We start from the raw sequence: 14,747 nt of genomic DNA, 5'->3' as shown, positions 1-14,747 counted from the left end.
CCGTCGCGGACTGGCGCAATCGCGCGCGCGCCGGCATCCTTGCGGGATGCCGGCAGCGCCCCTCCACGCCATCGCGGGTGCCGACACCCCGCTTTCCGTTCTTGCCGGCGTCGGCCCCGCGCTGCGCGAAAAGCTCGCCGCGCGCGGGCTTTCGACCCTGCAGGACCTGTGGCTGCACCTGCCGCGCGAATACGAGGACCGCACCGCGCTGACCGCGATCCGCGACCTGCGCCCCGGCGTGGCCGCACAGGTGGAAGGCCGCGTCGAGGCGGTGGAACGCGGCTTCCGCTACCGGCCGATGCTGCGCGTGGCGCTGTCCGACGCCGGGCGCGGCACGCTGGTGCTGCGCTTCTTCCATTTCCGCGCGCAGCAGGTGGCGCAGTTCGCGGTCGGCGCGCGCGTCCGCGCCTACGGCACGCCGCGCCCCGGCCAGCTCGGGCTGGAGATCGTGCATCCCAGCTACCGCGTGCTGGACGACGGCGAGCACGCGCTGGGCGAGGCGCTCGATCCCGTCTATCCCGCCGTCGAGGGCATCGGCCCGGCCAGCCTGCGCAAGCTGGTGTTGCAGGCGCTGCAGCGGCTGCCGGACGAAGCGGCGCTGGAGCTGCTGCCGCAGGCGTGGCTGCGCGAACTCGGCCTGCCGTCGCTGCGCGAGGCCATCCTCACCCTGCACACACCCCCGCGCGACGCCGACCTCGCCGCGCTGCAAAGCGGCCTGCACCCGGCACAGCGGCGGCTGGCGCTGGAGGAGCTGCTGGCCCACCAGCTCAGCCTGCGCCGGCAGCGACTGGCCTTGCAGGCCGAGGGCACGCGCGCGCTGCGCGGCGACGAGAAGCTGGTGGCGCGGTTGAGGAAATCGCTGCCGTTCGCGCTGACGAAGGCGCAGGCGCGCGTCTATGCGCAGCTGCGCGACGACCTGCGCCAGCCGCGCCCGATGCTGCGGCTGGTGCAGGGCGACGTGGGCAGCGGCAAGACCGTGGTCGCGGCGATGGCGGCGCTGCTCGCCGTGGCCGACGGCCGGCAGGCGGCGCTGATGGCGCCGACCGAGCTGCTGGCCGAGCAGCACCTCAACAACCTGCGCGCCTGGCTGGAGCCGCTGGGCCTGCGCGTGTGCTGGCTGGCCGGCAAGGTGACCGGCAAGGCGCGGGCGAAGGCGCTGGAGGAAGTCGCATCCGGCGCGGCGCAGGTGGTGGTCGGCACGCATGCGCTGATGCAGGAAGGCGTGGATTTCCATGACCTCGCGCTCGCCATCGTCGACGAGCAGCACCGCTTCGGCGTGCATCAGCGCCTGGCGCTGCGCGACAAGGGTCGCGGCAGCGTGCCGCACCAGCTGGTGATGACCGCCACGCCCATTCCGCGCACGCTGGCGATGAGCGCCTACGCCGATCTCGACGTCTCCGCCATCGATGAACTGCCGCCCGGACGCACGCCGGTGACGACGATTGCCTTGTCCGCCGAACGCCGCCCCGAGCTGGTCGAGCGCATCCGCAATGCCTGCGCCGAAGGCCGGCAGGCGTACTGGGTGTGCACGATCATCGACGAGTCCGACGAGGTGGTGGCGCAGGCCGCGCAGTCCACCTTCGAGGCCCTGCAGGCCGCGCTGCCCGGCGTGCGCGTGGGGCTGGTGCACGGCCGCCAGAAGGCGGCGGAGAAGCAGGCGACGATGCGCGCCTTCAAGGCCGGCGAACTCGGCCTGCTGGTGGCGACCACCGTGATCGAAGTCGGCGTGGACGTGCCCAACGCCTCGCTGATGGTGATCGAGAACGCCGAGCGCCTCGGCCTGGCGCAGCTGCACCAGCTGCGCGGGCGGGTGGGGCGCGGCAGCGCGGCGTCGAGCTGCGTGCTGCTGTACCAGCCGCCGCTGTCGATGATGGCGCGCGAGCGGCTGGACACGCTGCGCCAGACCAGCGACGGCTTCGCCATCGCCGAAAAGGACCTGCAGCTGCGCGGCCCCGGCGAACTGCTGGGCACCCGTCAGACCGGGCTGGCTGCGTTCCGCATGGCCGACCTGGCGCGCGACGCCGACCTGCTGCCGCGCGTGCACGGATTGGCCGACCGGCTGCTGCGCGAGCAGCCCGATATCGCCCACCGCATCATCGAGCGTTGGGTGGGCGGCGCAGCGCGCTACGCCGCCGCGTAAGGCGCGCACTCGTCATTCCCGCGCAGGCGGGAATCCAGCTCTTGAATTTTGTGATTCTGGGAAAGCTGGATTCCCGCCTGCGCGGGAATGACGAGCAAAGGATGCCCTGCTCATTCTTTCCCGAAATGGTCGATCGGCAGCTTCAGATAGCGCACGCCGTTGTCCTCCGGCTCCGGCAGCGCGCCGGCGCGGAGGTTCACCTGCACGGCCGGCAGGATCAGCGCCGGCATCGCCAGCGTGGCGTCGCGCGCTTCACGCATCGCCACGAATTCGGCCTCGGATACGCCGTCGCGCACGTGGATGTTGGCGCGCTTCTGTTCGCCAATGGTGGTTTCGCAGGCCACTTTGCGTCCGCCCGGGCCGTAGTCGTGGCAGACGAACACGCGGGTGGCGTCGGGCAGCTCGAACAGGCGGCGGATCGAGCGATAGAGCGTGGCCGCGTCGCCGCCCGGGAAATCGCAGCGCGCGGTGCCGCCGTCGGGCATGAACAGCGAGTCGCCGGTGAACAGTGCATCGCCGATCAGGTAGGCGTTGCTGTCGCTGGTGTGGCCGGGAACGGCGATCACCCGCGCGTCCAGCGCGCCGATGCGGAACGCTTCGCCGTCCTCGAACAGATGGTCGAACTGCGAGCCGTCCACCGGGAAATGCTCGCCGAGGTTGAAGATCGGCCGGAAGGTCTTCTGCACGCTGCGGATGCCCGCGCCGATGGCGAGCGTGGCGTCCGGCCAGCGCGTCGTCTTGAGCCAGTGCGCCGCGCTGAGGTGGTCGGCGTGGGCGTGGGTTTCCAGCAGCCAGCGCACGTCCAGGCCATCGGCGGCGACGCGTTCGGCGATGCTTTGCGCCGACGCCGTGGACGTGCGTGCCGCCTTGGGATCGAAGTCCAGCACCGCGTCGATCACCGCCGCCGTATTCGAGGCGGGGTCGCGCACCACGTAGCTCCACGTGTTGCTGTCCCGGTGGAAGAATGGCGTGACGCTGGGCGAGCCGGGCATGTCAGGCCTCGCAGGCGGCGTCGGCGCCGCAGTAGATCGCATGCAGGGTTTCGATGATGCGGTGCGCGGGGCCATCCGCCAGCGAGTAGTAGATCGTCTGCGCCTCGCGCCGCGTCGCCACCAGCCCGTCCGCGCGCAGCACCGCCAGGTGCTGGGACAGCGCCGACTGGCTCAGGTCCACCTTCGCGTTCAGCTCGCTCACCGAGCGCTCGCCCTCCACCAGCAGGCACAGCAGCATCAGCCGCTTGTCGTTCGCCAGCGCGCGCAGCAGCTGCGCGGCGTCGGCGGCGTGCGCGCGCATCCGCTCGGGGTCCATGGCGGGGGCGGCTTTGCGGCGGGGTTTGCTCATCTGTCTACCGTACCACCCGACGTCCGCGTGGCCTGTCGTTCCGGCATCAAAATATCAGTTGACACTAATATAAGCAATTGCTAATTTAATGTCGTTGCCGGAACGGCGTGCTGGAAGGGGCGGGGCGATGGCCAGGATCGTGGTGATGGGAGCGGGGCTGGGTGGGATGAGCGCGGCGTACGAGCTGCGCGAGACGCTCGGCAAGGGGCACGAGATCGTGCTGGTGGGCAAGGGCGAGACGTTCGACTTCACGCCGTCCAACCCGTGGCTGGCGGTGGGCTGGCGCAGGCAGGAAGAGATCACCCTGTCGGTGGCCGAGCACGTCGGCCGGCACGGCATCCGCTTTGATGGCAGCGGCGTGGAACGCATCGATGCCGACGCCAACGCGGTCGTCACCGGCGGCGGCGAGCGCATCGGCTACGACTACCTGATGATCTGCACCGGCCCCAAGCTGGCCTTCGACGAGGTGCCGGGTACCGGCCCCGACGGCGGCTTCACCCAGTCGGTCTGCACCACGCCGCACGCCGCGCACGCCTGGGAGGCGTACCAGCAGTTCCTGCACAACCCCGGCCCGGTGGTGATCGGCGCGGTGGCCGGCGCGAGTTGCTTCGGTCCGGCCTACGAGTTCGCGATGATCGTCGATGCCGACCTGCGCAAGCGCAAGCTGCGCGACAAGGTGCCGATGACCTTCGTCACCAGCGAGCCCTACATCGGCCACATGGGCCTCGGCGGCGTCGGCGATTCCAAGGGATTGATGGAGTCCGAGCTGCGCCAGCGCCACATCAAGTGGATCGCCAACAGCAAGGTCGCCGAGGTACACGACGGCGAGATGACGGTGGTCGAGCACGACGCCAAGGGCCAGCCGGGCGAAGCGCACGCGCTGCCGTTCAAGTTCGCCATGCTGCTGCCGGCGTTCAAGGGCGTGGACGCGGTGGCGGCGATCGAAGGACTGTGCAATCCGCGCGGTTTCGTGGTCGTCGACAGGCACCAGCGCAGCCCAAGGCATCCGAGGATCTTCGCCGCCGGCGTGTGCGTGGCGATCCCGCCGGTGGAAGCCACGCCGGTGCCGACCGGCGCGCCCAAGACCGGCTTCATGATCGAGTCGATGGTCACCACCATCGTGCGCAACATCCAGGCCGAGCTGAGGGGCGAAACGCCGGACTACGAAGGCACGTGGAACGCGGTCTGCCTGGCCGACATGGGCGACACCGGCGCGGCCTTCGTGGCGCTGCCGCAGATCCCGCCGCGCAACGTGACGTGGACGAAGATCGGCAAGTGGGTGCACCTGGCCAAGATCGGCTTCGAGAAGTACTTCCTCTACAAGATGCGCAACGGCACCAGCGAGCCGATCTACGAGAAATACATCCTCGGCCTGCTCGGCATCGAGCGGCTGAAGGACGTGAAGCGTTCCAGCTGATTCCCGACCCCCAAGGAGAAATGCAATGACCCTCGACCGTGCCGTACAGGCATTCGCCGGCGTGATGGTGCTGGTCAGCGTGGCGCTGACGCAGTTCGTGCACCCCGCCTTCTTCTGGCTGACCGTGTTCGTCGGCGCCAACCTGTTCCAGTCCGCGTTCACCGGGTTCTGCCCGGCGGCGATGGTGATGCGAAGGCTCGGCGTCGGCTGCGGCGAAGCGTCGTCCTGCAATCGCTGCTGACGGATAGCGACATGCGCACCCTGCGAGTCCTGCTGCTGCCCGCGCTGCTGGCGCTGTCCGCCTGCGGCACCGACAAGCCGGCCGCCGTGCCGCCGCTGCCGAAGGATCTGGCCACCTTCACCGTGGCCGCCAACGGTGCGCTGCCGGGACGCGGCTGGGACGGCGTGGTGGAAGCGGTGCGCCGCGCCGACCTCGCGGCGCAGACGGCGGGGCGGGTGTCGGCGGTGAACGTCGACGTCAACGACCGGGTGAAGGCCGGCGATGTACTGCTGCGGATCACCGCGGTGGAGCAGGACGCCGGCGCGAACGCGGCGCGCGCGCAGCTGCGCGCCGCCGAAGCCGCCGCCGCCGAAGCGGAGCAGAACTACCGCCGCTACGCCGCGCTGGCTGACGGCCAATACGTGTCGAAGGCGCAGATCGACCAAGCTCGCGCCGCCCGCGATTCGGCGGCGGCCGCGCGCAACGCGGCGGCGGCCATGCTGGCGCAGGCGTCCCAGCAGGCGGCCTACACCGTGGTGCGCGCGCCGTTCGACGGCGTGGTGGCACGCCGCGACGTGGAGCCCGGCGAAACCGTCGCTCCCGGCAGGCCGCTGGTCAGCGTGCATGCGCCGGACGCGCTGCGCATCGAAGTGGCGGTGCCGCAGAGCCGCGCCGAGGCGATCCGCCGCGATCCGCGCGCGCAGGTGCGGCTGGCCGATGGCCGCGCGCTGACGCCTGCCGAGGTCATCGTGTTTCCGGCGGCGGATGCCGCCAGCCACAGCGTCAACGTGCGGGTGGCGCTGCCCGCGCTGGGCGCGCCGCCCGCGCCGGGCACCACCGCCAAGGTGGTATTCGCGGTCGATGCGGCGGACGCGGATGCCGGCCTGCGCGTGCCTGCTTCCAGCATTGCCCAGCGCGGCGAACTGTCCGCCGTGTACGTCGTCGCGGACGGCCGCCTGCTGCTGCGGCAGCTGCGGCTGGGCGCGCGCACCGGCGACGAGGTCGAAGTGATCGCCGGCCTGCGCGCGGGCGAGGTGGTGGCGGCCGATCCGGTCGCCGCGCTGCAGGCCATCGCGGCGCAGCGCAAGGCGGCGGACGCGCGCCATGACTGACCGGCAGCGCCTCGGCATCTCCGGCCGGCTGGCCGCCGCCTTCCAGGCCAATCCGCTCACGCCCATCCTCGCGGTGATGGGCCTGCTGCTGGGCCTGCTGGCGGTGGCGATCACTCCGCGCGAAGAGGAGCCGCAGATCGACGTCACGATGGCGAACGTCATCGTCCCGTTCGAGGGCGCAGGCAGCCGCGACGTCGAACAGTGGGTGGCGACGCCGCTGGAGCAGAAGCTGTCCGAGATCGAAGGCGTCAAGCACGTCTATTCGATCAGCCGGCCCGGCGCGGCGGTGCTGACCGTGGAATTCGAGGTCGGCGTGCAGCGCCAGCCGGCGCTGGTGCGGCTATACAACCAGGTGTTCTCGAACGCGGATTTCCTGCCGCAGCGCGCCGGCGTCGGCCAGCCCCTCATCAAGCCGAAAGGCATCGACGACGTGCCGGTGATGGCGCTCACGCTGTGGAGCGACGATCCGCACGTCGACGCCACCGCGCTGGCGGAAGTGGCGCACACGCTGGAAGCCGAGCTCAAGCGCATCCCCGGCACCCGCGACGTCTACACCATCGGTGCGCCCGACCGCAGCGTGCTGGTGACGCTGGACGCCGCGAAGCTGGCCGCCTACGGCATGGGCGCGGACGAACTCGCGCAGGCATTGCAGGCGGCCAACGCGGTGCGGCAGGCAGGCGAGCGCGTGGACGCGGTACAGGGCGCGGTGCCGGTGACAGCAGGCGCGTATCTTGCCGATGCCGACGACGTGGCCGGCATCGTCATCGGCAGCCGCGACGGCAAGCCGCTCTTGCTGTCCGACGTGGCGACCGTCGAGCCGCGCGGCGACCTCGCCAGCCGCTACGTCTGGCACGGCGCGCCGCCCGGTCGCGCCGGCCCGCAGGCGGGCATCGCGCCCGCCGTCACCCTCGCCATCGCGAAGAAGCCCGGCAGCAACGCCGCCGACATCACCACCGCGATCGCGAAGCGCATCTTGCAGCTCAAAGGCGAACTGATCCCCGCCGGCGTGCAGGCCAGCGTCACCCGCGACTACGGCGTGACCGCCAGCGACAAGGCGCAGAAGCTGATCCAGAAGCTGGTCTTCGCTACCGCATCGGTGGTGCTGCTGGTGCTGTTCGCGCTGGGCTGGCGCGAGGCCGTCGTGGTCGGCAGCGCGGTGGTGCTGACGCTGGCGGTGACGCTGTTCGCCTCGCACGTGATGGGCTTCACCCTCAACCGCGTCTCGCTGTTCGCGCTGATCTTCTCCATCGGCATCCTGGTCGACGACGCCATCGTGGTGGTCGAGAACATCCACCGCCACATGGCGCGCGACGGAAAATCGCTGTTCGAGGCGATCCCATCGGCGGTGGACGAGGTGGGCGGCCCGACCATCCTCGCCACCTTCACCGTGATCGCCGCGCTGATGCCGATGGCCTTCGTGTCCGGGCTGATGGGGCCGTACATGCGGCCGATCCCGATCAACGCCTCGGTGGGCATGCTGCTCTCGCTCGCCATCGCGCTGATCGTCACGCCGTGGCTGTCGCTGAAGCTGCTGGCGCGGCACGGCCATGGCGCGCAGGCCGGGCATGCGCACGAGGAGAAACAAGCGGGCTGGCTGCATCGCCTGTTCGAGCGGGTGATGTCGCCGTTCCTGCGCGGCGATGGTGCGGGAAAAAAGCGCGGCCTGCTGTTCGCGGCGATGGCCGGGCTGGTGTTGCTGGCCGCCTCGCTGGCCGTGTTCAAGCTGGTGGTGCTGAAGATGCTGCCGCTGGACAACAAGTCGGAAGTGCAGGTCGTGGTGGACATGCCGGAAGGCAGCACGCTGGAGCGCACCAACGCGCTGCTGGTGGAACTGGCGGCGAAGCTCGACAGCGTGCCGGAAGTGCTGGACTACGAGGGCTATGCCGGCACCGCCGCGCCGATCAATTTCAACGGCCTGGTGCGGCAGTACTTCCTGCGCAGCGGCAGCAACGTCGGCGACCTGCAGGTCAATCTGGTGGACAAGCACCACCGCGAGCGCCAGAGCCACGAGATCGCGCTGGCGATGCGGCCGATGCTGGCGAAGCTCGGCGAACAATACGGCGCATCGGTGAAGGTGGTGGAGGTGCCACCCGGTCCGCCGGTGCTTTCGCCGCTGGTGGCCGAGGTGTACGGCCCGGACTACGCCGGCCAGCGCCGCGTCGCCCGCGCATTGGCGAAGGAGCGCTTCGCCGCCAGCGACGGCATCGTGGACATCGACACCAGCGTGGAGGCCGACGCGCCGCGCGAACGCATCGTGGTGGATCGCGAGCGCGCCGCGCGCCTCGGCGTGCCGCAGTCCGCGATCGCCGACGCCATAGCCATGGCCGTGTCCGGTTTCGATGCCACCTGGGTTCACGACGGCGCGTCGAAATACCCGCGCCCGGTGCGCCTGCGGCTGCCGGCGCAGGACCAGGCCACATTGGCTTCGCTGCTGGCGCTGAAGGTGCGTGGTGCGCAGGGACAGCTGGTGCCGCTGTCGGAGCTGGTGCGCGTCGAGCGTGCGACGTGGGATGGCGCGATCCACCACAAGGACGGCCTGCCGGTCGTCTACGTGACGGCGGACGAGGCCGGCAAGCTCGACAGCCCGCTGTACGGCATGTTCGGCATCGTCGGCCAGCTCGATGACCACAAGGTCGCCGGGCAGACGCTGGCGCAGACCTTCATCGCCCAGCCATCCGACACCAGCGGCTACGCGGTGAAGTGGGACGGCGAATGGCAGATCACCTACGAGACCTTCCGCGACATGGGCATCGCCTACGCCGCCGGCATGGTGCTGATCTACCTGCTGGTGGTCGCGCAGTTCCGCAGCTACCTGGTGCCGCTGGTGATCATGGCGCCGATCCCGCTGACCGTCATCGGCGTGATGCCCGGCCACGCGCTGCTGGGCAAGCAGTTCACCGCCACCAGCATGATCGGCATGATCGCGCTGGCCGGGATCATCGTGCGCAATTCCATCCTGCTGGTGGACTTCATCAACCAGGAGACCGCGCGCGGCGTGCCGCTGGTCGATGCCGTGATCGACGCCTGCGCGGTGCGCGCCAAGCCCATCGTGCTGACCGGCGTGGCGGCGATGCTGGGCGCGTTCTTCATCCTCGACGACCCGATCTTCAACGGCCTCGCCATCTCGCTGATCTTCGGCATCTTCGTCAGCACGCTGCTAACGCTGGTGGTGATTCCATTGCTGTACTTCGTGCTCAAGCGCCGCGAGGCGCAACGGGAGGTGCAGGAATGAATGCGAATGTCGAGGCCGTGGTGATCGCCTGCCCGCGCTGCAACGGGCTCAACCGGGTGCCGCAGGCGCGGCTGGCGGACGCGCCGAAGTGCGGCAAATGCGGCGCCGCGCTGTTCGACGGCCATCCGCTGGCGCTGGACGCCGCCGGCTTCCACGCCCATGTCGAACGCGCCGGGCTGCCGGTGCTGGTCGATTTCTGGGCGCCGTGGTGCGGCCCGTGCCGGATGATGGCGCCGCAGTTCGAGGCTGCCGCCGCGCAGTTGGAGCCGCGGATTCGGCTGGCGAAAGTGGATACCGAGGCGCAGCTGGCGCTGGGCGGCCGTTTCGGCATCCGCAGCATCCCCACGCTGGTACTGTTCCGGCAGGGCCGGGAGCTTGCGCGCCAGTCCGGCGCGATGGGCGCGGCCGACATCGTGCGCTGGGCGCGCCAGTTTCTTTGACTGCAGGAGTTCCGCGTGAGCCAGTCCTTTCCCGACCTGATCGACGACCTCAACGCCGCCATCGCCAAACTGCGCGAAGGCGCGGCAGAACCGATGCGCGGCTTCTCCGCGCTGGCGCGTGAGGCGCTCAAGCCCGGCGCGCTGGACGTGAGGACCAAGGAGCTGATCGCGATGGGCATTGCCGTCGCGGTGCGCTGCGACGGCTGCATCGGCTTCCATGCCAAGGCCGCGATCAAGGCCGGCGCCAGCCGCGAGGAACTGCTGGAAACGCTGTCGATGGCGATCTACATGGGCGCGGGGCCGTCGATGATCTATGCGGCGGAGGCGCTGCGCGCCTTCGACGAACTGTCGCCGCAAACGGAGGCATGAAATGAACCGTCGAATCGCGTTTTCGCTGCCGCTCGTTGCGGCACTCCTCGCCGGCTGCGCACATGCGCCCACCGGCAGCGCGGCCACGATCGCCGTTGCGCCCGCAATCGCCGTGGAACTGAAGCAGCCGCTGCCCGGCCTCTACACCGCCGGCCAGCCGGCCGCGACGGACTGGAAGGCGATCCGCGCGCGGGGCGTGCGCACCGTCGTCAACCTGCGTCCGCCAGGTGAACTGAAGGAACGCGACGAGGCCGCCGAAGTGCGCGCCGCCGGTCTGCGCTACGTGGAAATCCCGGTGGCCGGCGCGGACGGCATCACCGCCGCCAATGCGCGCGCGCTGCACGACGCGCTGTCGCCGAGCCACGGCGGCGTGCTGGTGCACTGCGCCAGCGGCAACCGCGCCGGCGCGCTGCTGGCGCTGGAGCAGGCGGACTTCGACGGCGTGCCGAAGGAGGCCGCGCTGGAACTGGGCCGCAAGGCCGGCATGACCAGCACCGAGGCCAGGCTGCGGCAGGCGCTGGGCATCGGCGACTAGGAGAACGGCATGGCCGCACGCATCACCGTGGTGGGCGCGGGTTTCGCCGGCCTGACCGCGCTGCGCACCCTGCGCAGGCAGTCGCGCGAGGCCGACCTGACGCTGGTCGCGCCCGCCGCCGAACTGCATTACCTGCCGGGCACGATCTGGCTGCCGTCGGGCAAGCGCAGCCGCGCCGATCTGGTGGTGCCGCTGGACGCCTTCCTGCGCCGCGAGCAGATCGCCTTCCATCGCGCACGCGTCACCGGCCTGTCGGCCGACGGTCGCGTGCTGCACACCGATGCCGGCGACGTGGAGAACGATGGGCTGATCGTCGCCACCGGCGCGCGCTTCCTCCGCAAGCTGCCGGGCATCGAGCACGCGATCGTTCCGTGCGAAGGCGTCGATGCCGGCGAAGCGATCCGCGACCGGCTGGCCGCGCTCGACGGCGGCACGCTGTGCTTCGGCTTCGGCAGCAATCCGAACGAACCGATCGCGATGCGCGGCGGCCCGATCTTCGAATTCGTCTTCGGCATCGACACTCTGCTGCGCAGGCAGGGGCGCCGCGAGCGGTTCCGGCTGGTGTTCTTCAGTCCATCGGAGAAACCCGGCCAGCGGCTGGGCGAGAAGGCGGTGGGGATGATCCTCGGCGAGATGCGCAAGCGCGGCATCGACACGGTGCTGGGCGAGAAGCCGCAGCGCTTCGAACCCGGCGCGGTGCAGCTGGAGCGCAGCCGCATCGACGCCGACCTGATCCTGTTCATGCCCGGCCTGACCGGACAGGCGTGGCTGGACGCGACGCCGTTGCCGCGCTCGCCCGGCGGCTTCGTGCAGGGCGACGCGCAATGCCGCGTGCCCGGGCTCGCCTATGTCTACGTGGCCGGCGACGGCGGCAGCTTTCCCGGCCCGGACTGGATGCCCAAACAGGCGCACCAGGCCGATCTGCACGCCGAGGTCGCCGCCCGCAACCTGCTGCGTGAACTGCGCGGCGAGCCGGCGACTGAGCCTTTCCGCAGCGAGTTGATGTGCATCGTCGACACGCTCGATCGCGGCATGCTGGTGACCCGCAGCGAGCGCGGCGGTCGCGCGCTGCCGCCGCTGCGGGCGATGCACTGGGCCAAGGCGATGTTCGAGAAGCGCTACCTGCGCCGCTACCGTTGAGCCCGTGCGGGTTGCGTCCATAATGCGGCGATGAACGAATCCCGCATTCCCCTGTTGATCGATACCGACCCCGGCGTGGACGACGCACTGGCCCTGCTGATGGCCTTCGACGACCCGCGCTTCGAGGTGGTCGGCCTGACCATCGCCGCCGGCAACGTCGGCCTGGAGCACACCGTCGCCAATGCGCTGAAGCTGTGCGAAGTCTGCGGCGTCGACGTGCCGGTGTTCGCCGGCGCCGACGCCCCGCTGGTGCATCCGGCCCGCGACGCCGCCTACGTGCACGGCCGCGACGGCTTCGGCGACACCGGCTACGCCAGGGCCGCGCGCTCCGCCGAGGCCGAGCACGCCGCGCTCGCCATCCTGCGCCTGTCGCACGAGCACGCGGGCAAGCTGCTGCTGGTCGCGCTCGGCCCGCTGACCAACCTCGCGCTGGCGCTCAAGCTCGACCCGACCCTGCCGCAGCGCGTCGCCCGTTGCGTGGTGATGGGCGGCGCGGTGACCGCCCACGGCAACATTACCCCGGCGGCCGAGTTCAACATCGCCTTCGATCCGGAGGCCGCGCACGTGGTGTTCGCCGCGTTCCCGAGGATCGAGCTGGCCGACTGGGAAGCGGTGCTGGCGCACGGATTCCTGCACGGGGATGCCGAACGCTGGCTGGCCGCGGACTCGCCGCGGGCCCGGTTCTACGCCGGCATCTCCGCGCATACCCGCGCCTGGTCGAGGCAGGGCCGCGGCGAACGCTGGCACGCCGCCGATGCGCTGGCGATGGCACTGGCACTGCAGCCGGAGGGCGCGCTGGAGATGGTCGAGCGGCCGCTGGCGGTGGAAGTGGCCGGCATCCACACCCGCGGCGCCACCGTGGTGGACTGGAACCGGCAGGGCGGCCGGGCGGACAACGCGGCGATCCTGATGCGCTACGACCAGCGGCGGTTCGAGGACACGATCGAGCGCGCCCTGGCCGCTTCCTGAGCCGGGAAGGGCGCGTCGCGCCGGGCCAGTTGCGCCGGCGGCCAAAGAGCCGCTACAATACGCGGCTCCGTCCCGTTCCAATTCAGGTTTTACGCCATGAAAGCCGGCATCCATCCCGAATACCGCGACGTCGTCTTCCAGGACGTGACCTCGGACTTCAAGATCCTGACCCGCTCGACCCTCTCCAGCAAGGAGACGGTGAAGTGGGAAGACGGCAACGAGTATCCGCTGGTCAAGGTGGAAGTCTCGTCGTCCTCGCACCCCTTCTACACCGGCCAGAACAAGGTGATCGACACCAGCGGCCGCGTGGACAAGTTCCGCAAGCGCTACCAGAAGTAAGCGCGCGCGTATCGCTGTGCAGGAACGGCCGCCTCCGGGCGGCCGTTTCCGTTTTTCCGGCACGACGGCCTGATCCGGATCAGGCGGCTGCGACTTTCGTCCAGGGTCGCAGGCGGGCGGCTATGCGATAATTCCGTTTTCCCATGCGCCGGCGCATGGCCCGCGGGCCGCGTGCAGCGCACACCAGATTGGAGTTGCGTCGTGTCCGAACTTGACCAGATCACCCTGACCGCAGGCGACAAATCGGTCGCCCTGCCCGTGCTGAAGCCGACCCTGGGCCAGCCCTGCGTGGACATCGCGAAGCTGCCTAAGGAAACCGGCTGCTTCACCTACGATCCTGGTTTCGGCGCGACCGCGAGCTGCAAGTCCGCGATCACCTACATCGACGGCGACGCCGGCGTGCTGCTGTACCGCGGCTACCCGATCGAGCAGCTGGCCGAGAAGTCCAGCTTCACCGAGGTCGCCTACCTGCTGATGCACGGCGACCTGCCGAACGCGCAGCAGCTGGAGGGCTTCGAGCACGAAGTCACCCACCACACGATGATGCACGAGGCGTTCCGGACCTTCCTGTACGGCTTCCGCCACGATGCGCATCCGATGGCGATGCTGGTCGGCATGCTCGGCTCGATGGCGAGCTTCTACCACAACGACCTCGACCTCGAAGACCCGGCCCAGCGCCGCTTGGCCGCGATCCGCCTGATCGCCAAGGTGCCGACGATCGCCGCCGCCTGTCACCGCTATTCGATCGGCTGGCCGATCCGCTACCCGCGTAACAACCTCGAATACACCACCCGCTTCCTGCACATGATGAAGGAAGTGCCGAGCGAGCCGTTGGAGCTGAACCCGGTGGCGGCCAAGGCGCTCGACCTGCTGTTCATCCTGCACGCCGACCACGAGCAGAACGCCTCGACCTCGACCGTGCGCCTGGTCGGCTCCACCGGCGCCAACCCCTACGTCAGCGTCGCCGCCGGCGTGGCCGCGCTGTGGGGCCCGGCGCACGGCGGCGCCAACGAGGCGGTGCTGAAGATGCTGGAGGAGATCGGCCGCCCGGAGAGCGTGCAGTCGGCGGTGGACAAGGCCAAGGACAAGGAATCCGGCTTCCGCCTGATGGGCTTCGGCCACCGCGTCTACAAGAACTTCGACCCGCGAGCGAAGATCATTCGCGAGATGACCTACAAGGTGCTGGGCGAGCTGGGCGTCAACGATCCGCTGCTGGACGTGGCGATGAAGCTGGAAGAGGCGGCGCTGAAGGACGATTACTTCGTGCAGCGCAAGCTCTACCCGAACGTCGATTTCTACAGCGGCATCATCTACAAGGCGCTGGGCATCCCGGTGGAGATGTTCACCGTGATGTTCGCCATCGCCCGCACCGCCGGCTGGGTCAGCCACTGGCTGGAGCAGCAGGAGGATCCGGAGAACCGCATCGGCCGTCCGCGCCAGATCTACACCGGCTCGGCCCAGCGCGACTACGTGGCGATGGGCCAGCGCTGAGC

At 70.0% G+C, this 14,747-nt stretch carries 14 protein-coding genes; 12 read left to right on the top strand and 2 right to left on the bottom strand.

What is annotated here, in order from left to right:
• Nucleotides 1-46: 46 nt before the first annotated feature.
• On the top strand, nucleotides 47-2,140 hold the full coding sequence (gene recG, locus H9L17_RS06275; protein WP_187571478.1) for an ATP-dependent DNA helicase RecG: 2,094 nt from the start codon (nucleotides 47-49) through the stop codon (nucleotides 2,138-2,140).
• Between the two features lie 110 nt (nucleotides 2,141-2,250).
• Here the strand turns inward: recG and H9L17_RS06270 are convergent, their stop codons facing one another.
• Both H9L17_RS06270 and H9L17_RS06265 read right to left on the bottom strand, forming a co-directional pair.
• On the bottom strand, nucleotides 2,251-3,132 hold the full coding sequence (locus H9L17_RS06270; protein WP_187571477.1) for an MBL fold metallo-hydrolase: 882 nt from the start codon (nucleotides 3,130-3,132) through the stop codon (nucleotides 2,251-2,253).
• Nucleotide 3,133: 1 nt separating this feature from the next.
• Nucleotides 3,134-3,481, bottom strand: coding sequence for an ArsR/SmtB family transcription factor (locus tag H9L17_RS06265; RefSeq protein WP_246455176.1), 348 nt, complete (start codon nucleotides 3,479-3,481; stop codon nucleotides 3,134-3,136).
• A gap of 127 nt (nucleotides 3,482-3,608) precedes the next feature.
• Here H9L17_RS06265 and H9L17_RS06260 point away from each other — a divergent pair, with 127 nt between their 5' ends.
• The 11 genes from H9L17_RS06260 (at nucleotide 3,609) to H9L17_RS06210 (ending at nucleotide 14,745) form a co-directional block, all read left to right on the top strand.
• Entirely contained in the window at nucleotides 3,609-4,898 is a 1,290-nt protein-coding gene (locus H9L17_RS06260; RefSeq protein WP_187571476.1) for an NAD(P)/FAD-dependent oxidoreductase, read from the top strand.
• Between the two features lie 25 nt (nucleotides 4,899-4,923).
• Nucleotides 4,924-5,139 carry a YgaP family membrane protein gene (locus H9L17_RS06255; RefSeq protein ID WP_187571475.1) on the top strand — a complete coding sequence of 72 codons (216 nt, stop codon included), beginning with the start codon at nucleotides 4,924-4,926 and terminating at the stop codon, nucleotides 5,137-5,139.
• 11 nt (nucleotides 5,140-5,150) lie between these two features.
• Nucleotides 5,151-6,230, top strand: coding sequence for an efflux RND transporter periplasmic adaptor subunit (locus H9L17_RS06250; protein WP_187571474.1), 1,080 nt, complete (start codon nucleotides 5,151-5,153; stop codon nucleotides 6,228-6,230).
• Entirely contained in the window at nucleotides 6,223-9,462 is a 3,240-nt protein-coding gene (locus H9L17_RS06245) for an efflux RND transporter permease subunit (RefSeq protein WP_187571473.1), read from the top strand. Before H9L17_RS06250 ends, H9L17_RS06245 begins: the two co-directional genes overlap by 8 nt.
• Complete coding sequence (gene trxC, locus H9L17_RS06240) at nucleotides 9,459-9,902, top strand: thioredoxin TrxC (RefSeq protein WP_187571472.1); 444 nt, start codon at nucleotides 9,459-9,461, stop codon at nucleotides 9,900-9,902. Before H9L17_RS06245 ends, trxC begins: the two co-directional genes overlap by 4 nt.
• 15 nt (nucleotides 9,903-9,917) lie before the next feature.
• Complete coding sequence (locus tag H9L17_RS06235; RefSeq protein ID WP_187571471.1) at nucleotides 9,918-10,271, top strand: carboxymuconolactone decarboxylase family protein; 354 nt, start codon at nucleotides 9,918-9,920, stop codon at nucleotides 10,269-10,271.
• Between the two features lies 1 nt (nucleotide 10,272).
• Nucleotides 10,273-10,806 (top strand): protein tyrosine phosphatase family protein, encoded by a 534-nt coding sequence (locus H9L17_RS06230; RefSeq protein ID WP_187571470.1) that lies wholly within the window; start codon nucleotides 10,273-10,275, stop codon nucleotides 10,804-10,806.
• 9 nt (nucleotides 10,807-10,815) lie between these two features.
• Entirely contained in the window at nucleotides 10,816-11,946 is a 1,131-nt protein-coding gene (locus H9L17_RS06225; RefSeq protein ID WP_187571469.1) for an NAD(P)/FAD-dependent oxidoreductase, read from the top strand.
• A gap of 30 nt (nucleotides 11,947-11,976) precedes the next feature.
• The gene (locus tag H9L17_RS06220) at nucleotides 11,977-12,915 is read left to right on the top strand and encodes a nucleoside hydrolase (RefSeq protein ID WP_187571468.1); all 939 of its coding nucleotides are present in this window, start codon (nucleotides 11,977-11,979) and stop codon (nucleotides 12,913-12,915) included.
• A gap of 96 nt (nucleotides 12,916-13,011) precedes the next feature.
• Nucleotides 13,012-13,254: a type B 50S ribosomal protein L31 gene (locus tag H9L17_RS06215; protein WP_187571467.1), complete on the top strand. Its 243-nt coding sequence runs from the start codon at nucleotides 13,012-13,014 to the stop codon at nucleotides 13,252-13,254.
• Nucleotides 13,255-13,455: 201 nt separating this feature from the next.
• On the top strand, nucleotides 13,456-14,745 hold the full coding sequence (locus tag H9L17_RS06210) for a citrate synthase (RefSeq protein WP_187571466.1): 1,290 nt from the start codon (nucleotides 13,456-13,458) through the stop codon (nucleotides 14,743-14,745).
• Nucleotides 14,746-14,747 lie beyond the last annotated feature (2 nt).

The sequence above is a fragment of the Thermomonas brevis genome, from assembly GCF_014395425.1.
GTDB lineage: Bacteria > Pseudomonadota > Gammaproteobacteria > Xanthomonadales > Xanthomonadaceae > Thermomonas > Thermomonas brevis.
This window is presented reverse-complemented; position numbering and strand designations above follow the sequence as displayed.

Coding starts and splice junctions, on each gene's coding strand:
- H9L17_RS06255 (WP_187571475.1), top strand. CDS start 4,924: ATGACCCTCGACCGTGCCGTACAGGCATTCGCCGGCGTGATGGTGCTG.
- H9L17_RS06270 (WP_187571477.1), bottom strand. CDS start 3,132: ATGCCCGGCTCGCCCAGCGTCACGCCATTCTTCCACCGGGACAGCAAC.
- H9L17_RS06220 (WP_187571468.1), top strand. CDS start 11,977: ATGAACGAATCCCGCATTCCCCTGTTGATCGATACCGACCCCGGCGTG.
- trxC (WP_187571472.1), top strand. CDS start 9,459: ATGAATGCGAATGTCGAGGCCGTGGTGATCGCCTGCCCGCGCTGCAAC.
- H9L17_RS06225 (WP_187571469.1), top strand. CDS start 10,816: ATGGCCGCACGCATCACCGTGGTGGGCGCGGGTTTCGCCGGCCTGACC.
- H9L17_RS06250 (WP_187571474.1), top strand. CDS start 5,151: ATGCGCACCCTGCGAGTCCTGCTGCTGCCCGCGCTGCTGGCGCTGTCC.
- H9L17_RS06230 (WP_187571470.1), top strand. CDS start 10,273: ATGAACCGTCGAATCGCGTTTTCGCTGCCGCTCGTTGCGGCACTCCTC.
- H9L17_RS06265 (WP_246455176.1), bottom strand. CDS start 3,481: ATGAGCAAACCCCGCCGCAAAGCCGCCCCCGCCATGGACCCCGAGCGG.
- H9L17_RS06260 (WP_187571476.1), top strand. CDS start 3,609: ATGGCCAGGATCGTGGTGATGGGAGCGGGGCTGGGTGGGATGAGCGCG.
- H9L17_RS06245 (WP_187571473.1), top strand. CDS start 6,223: ATGACTGACCGGCAGCGCCTCGGCATCTCCGGCCGGCTGGCCGCCGCC.
- recG (WP_187571478.1), top strand. CDS start 47: ATGCCGGCAGCGCCCCTCCACGCCATCGCGGGTGCCGACACCCCGCTT.
- H9L17_RS06215 (WP_187571467.1), top strand. CDS start 13,012: ATGAAAGCCGGCATCCATCCCGAATACCGCGACGTCGTCTTCCAGGAC.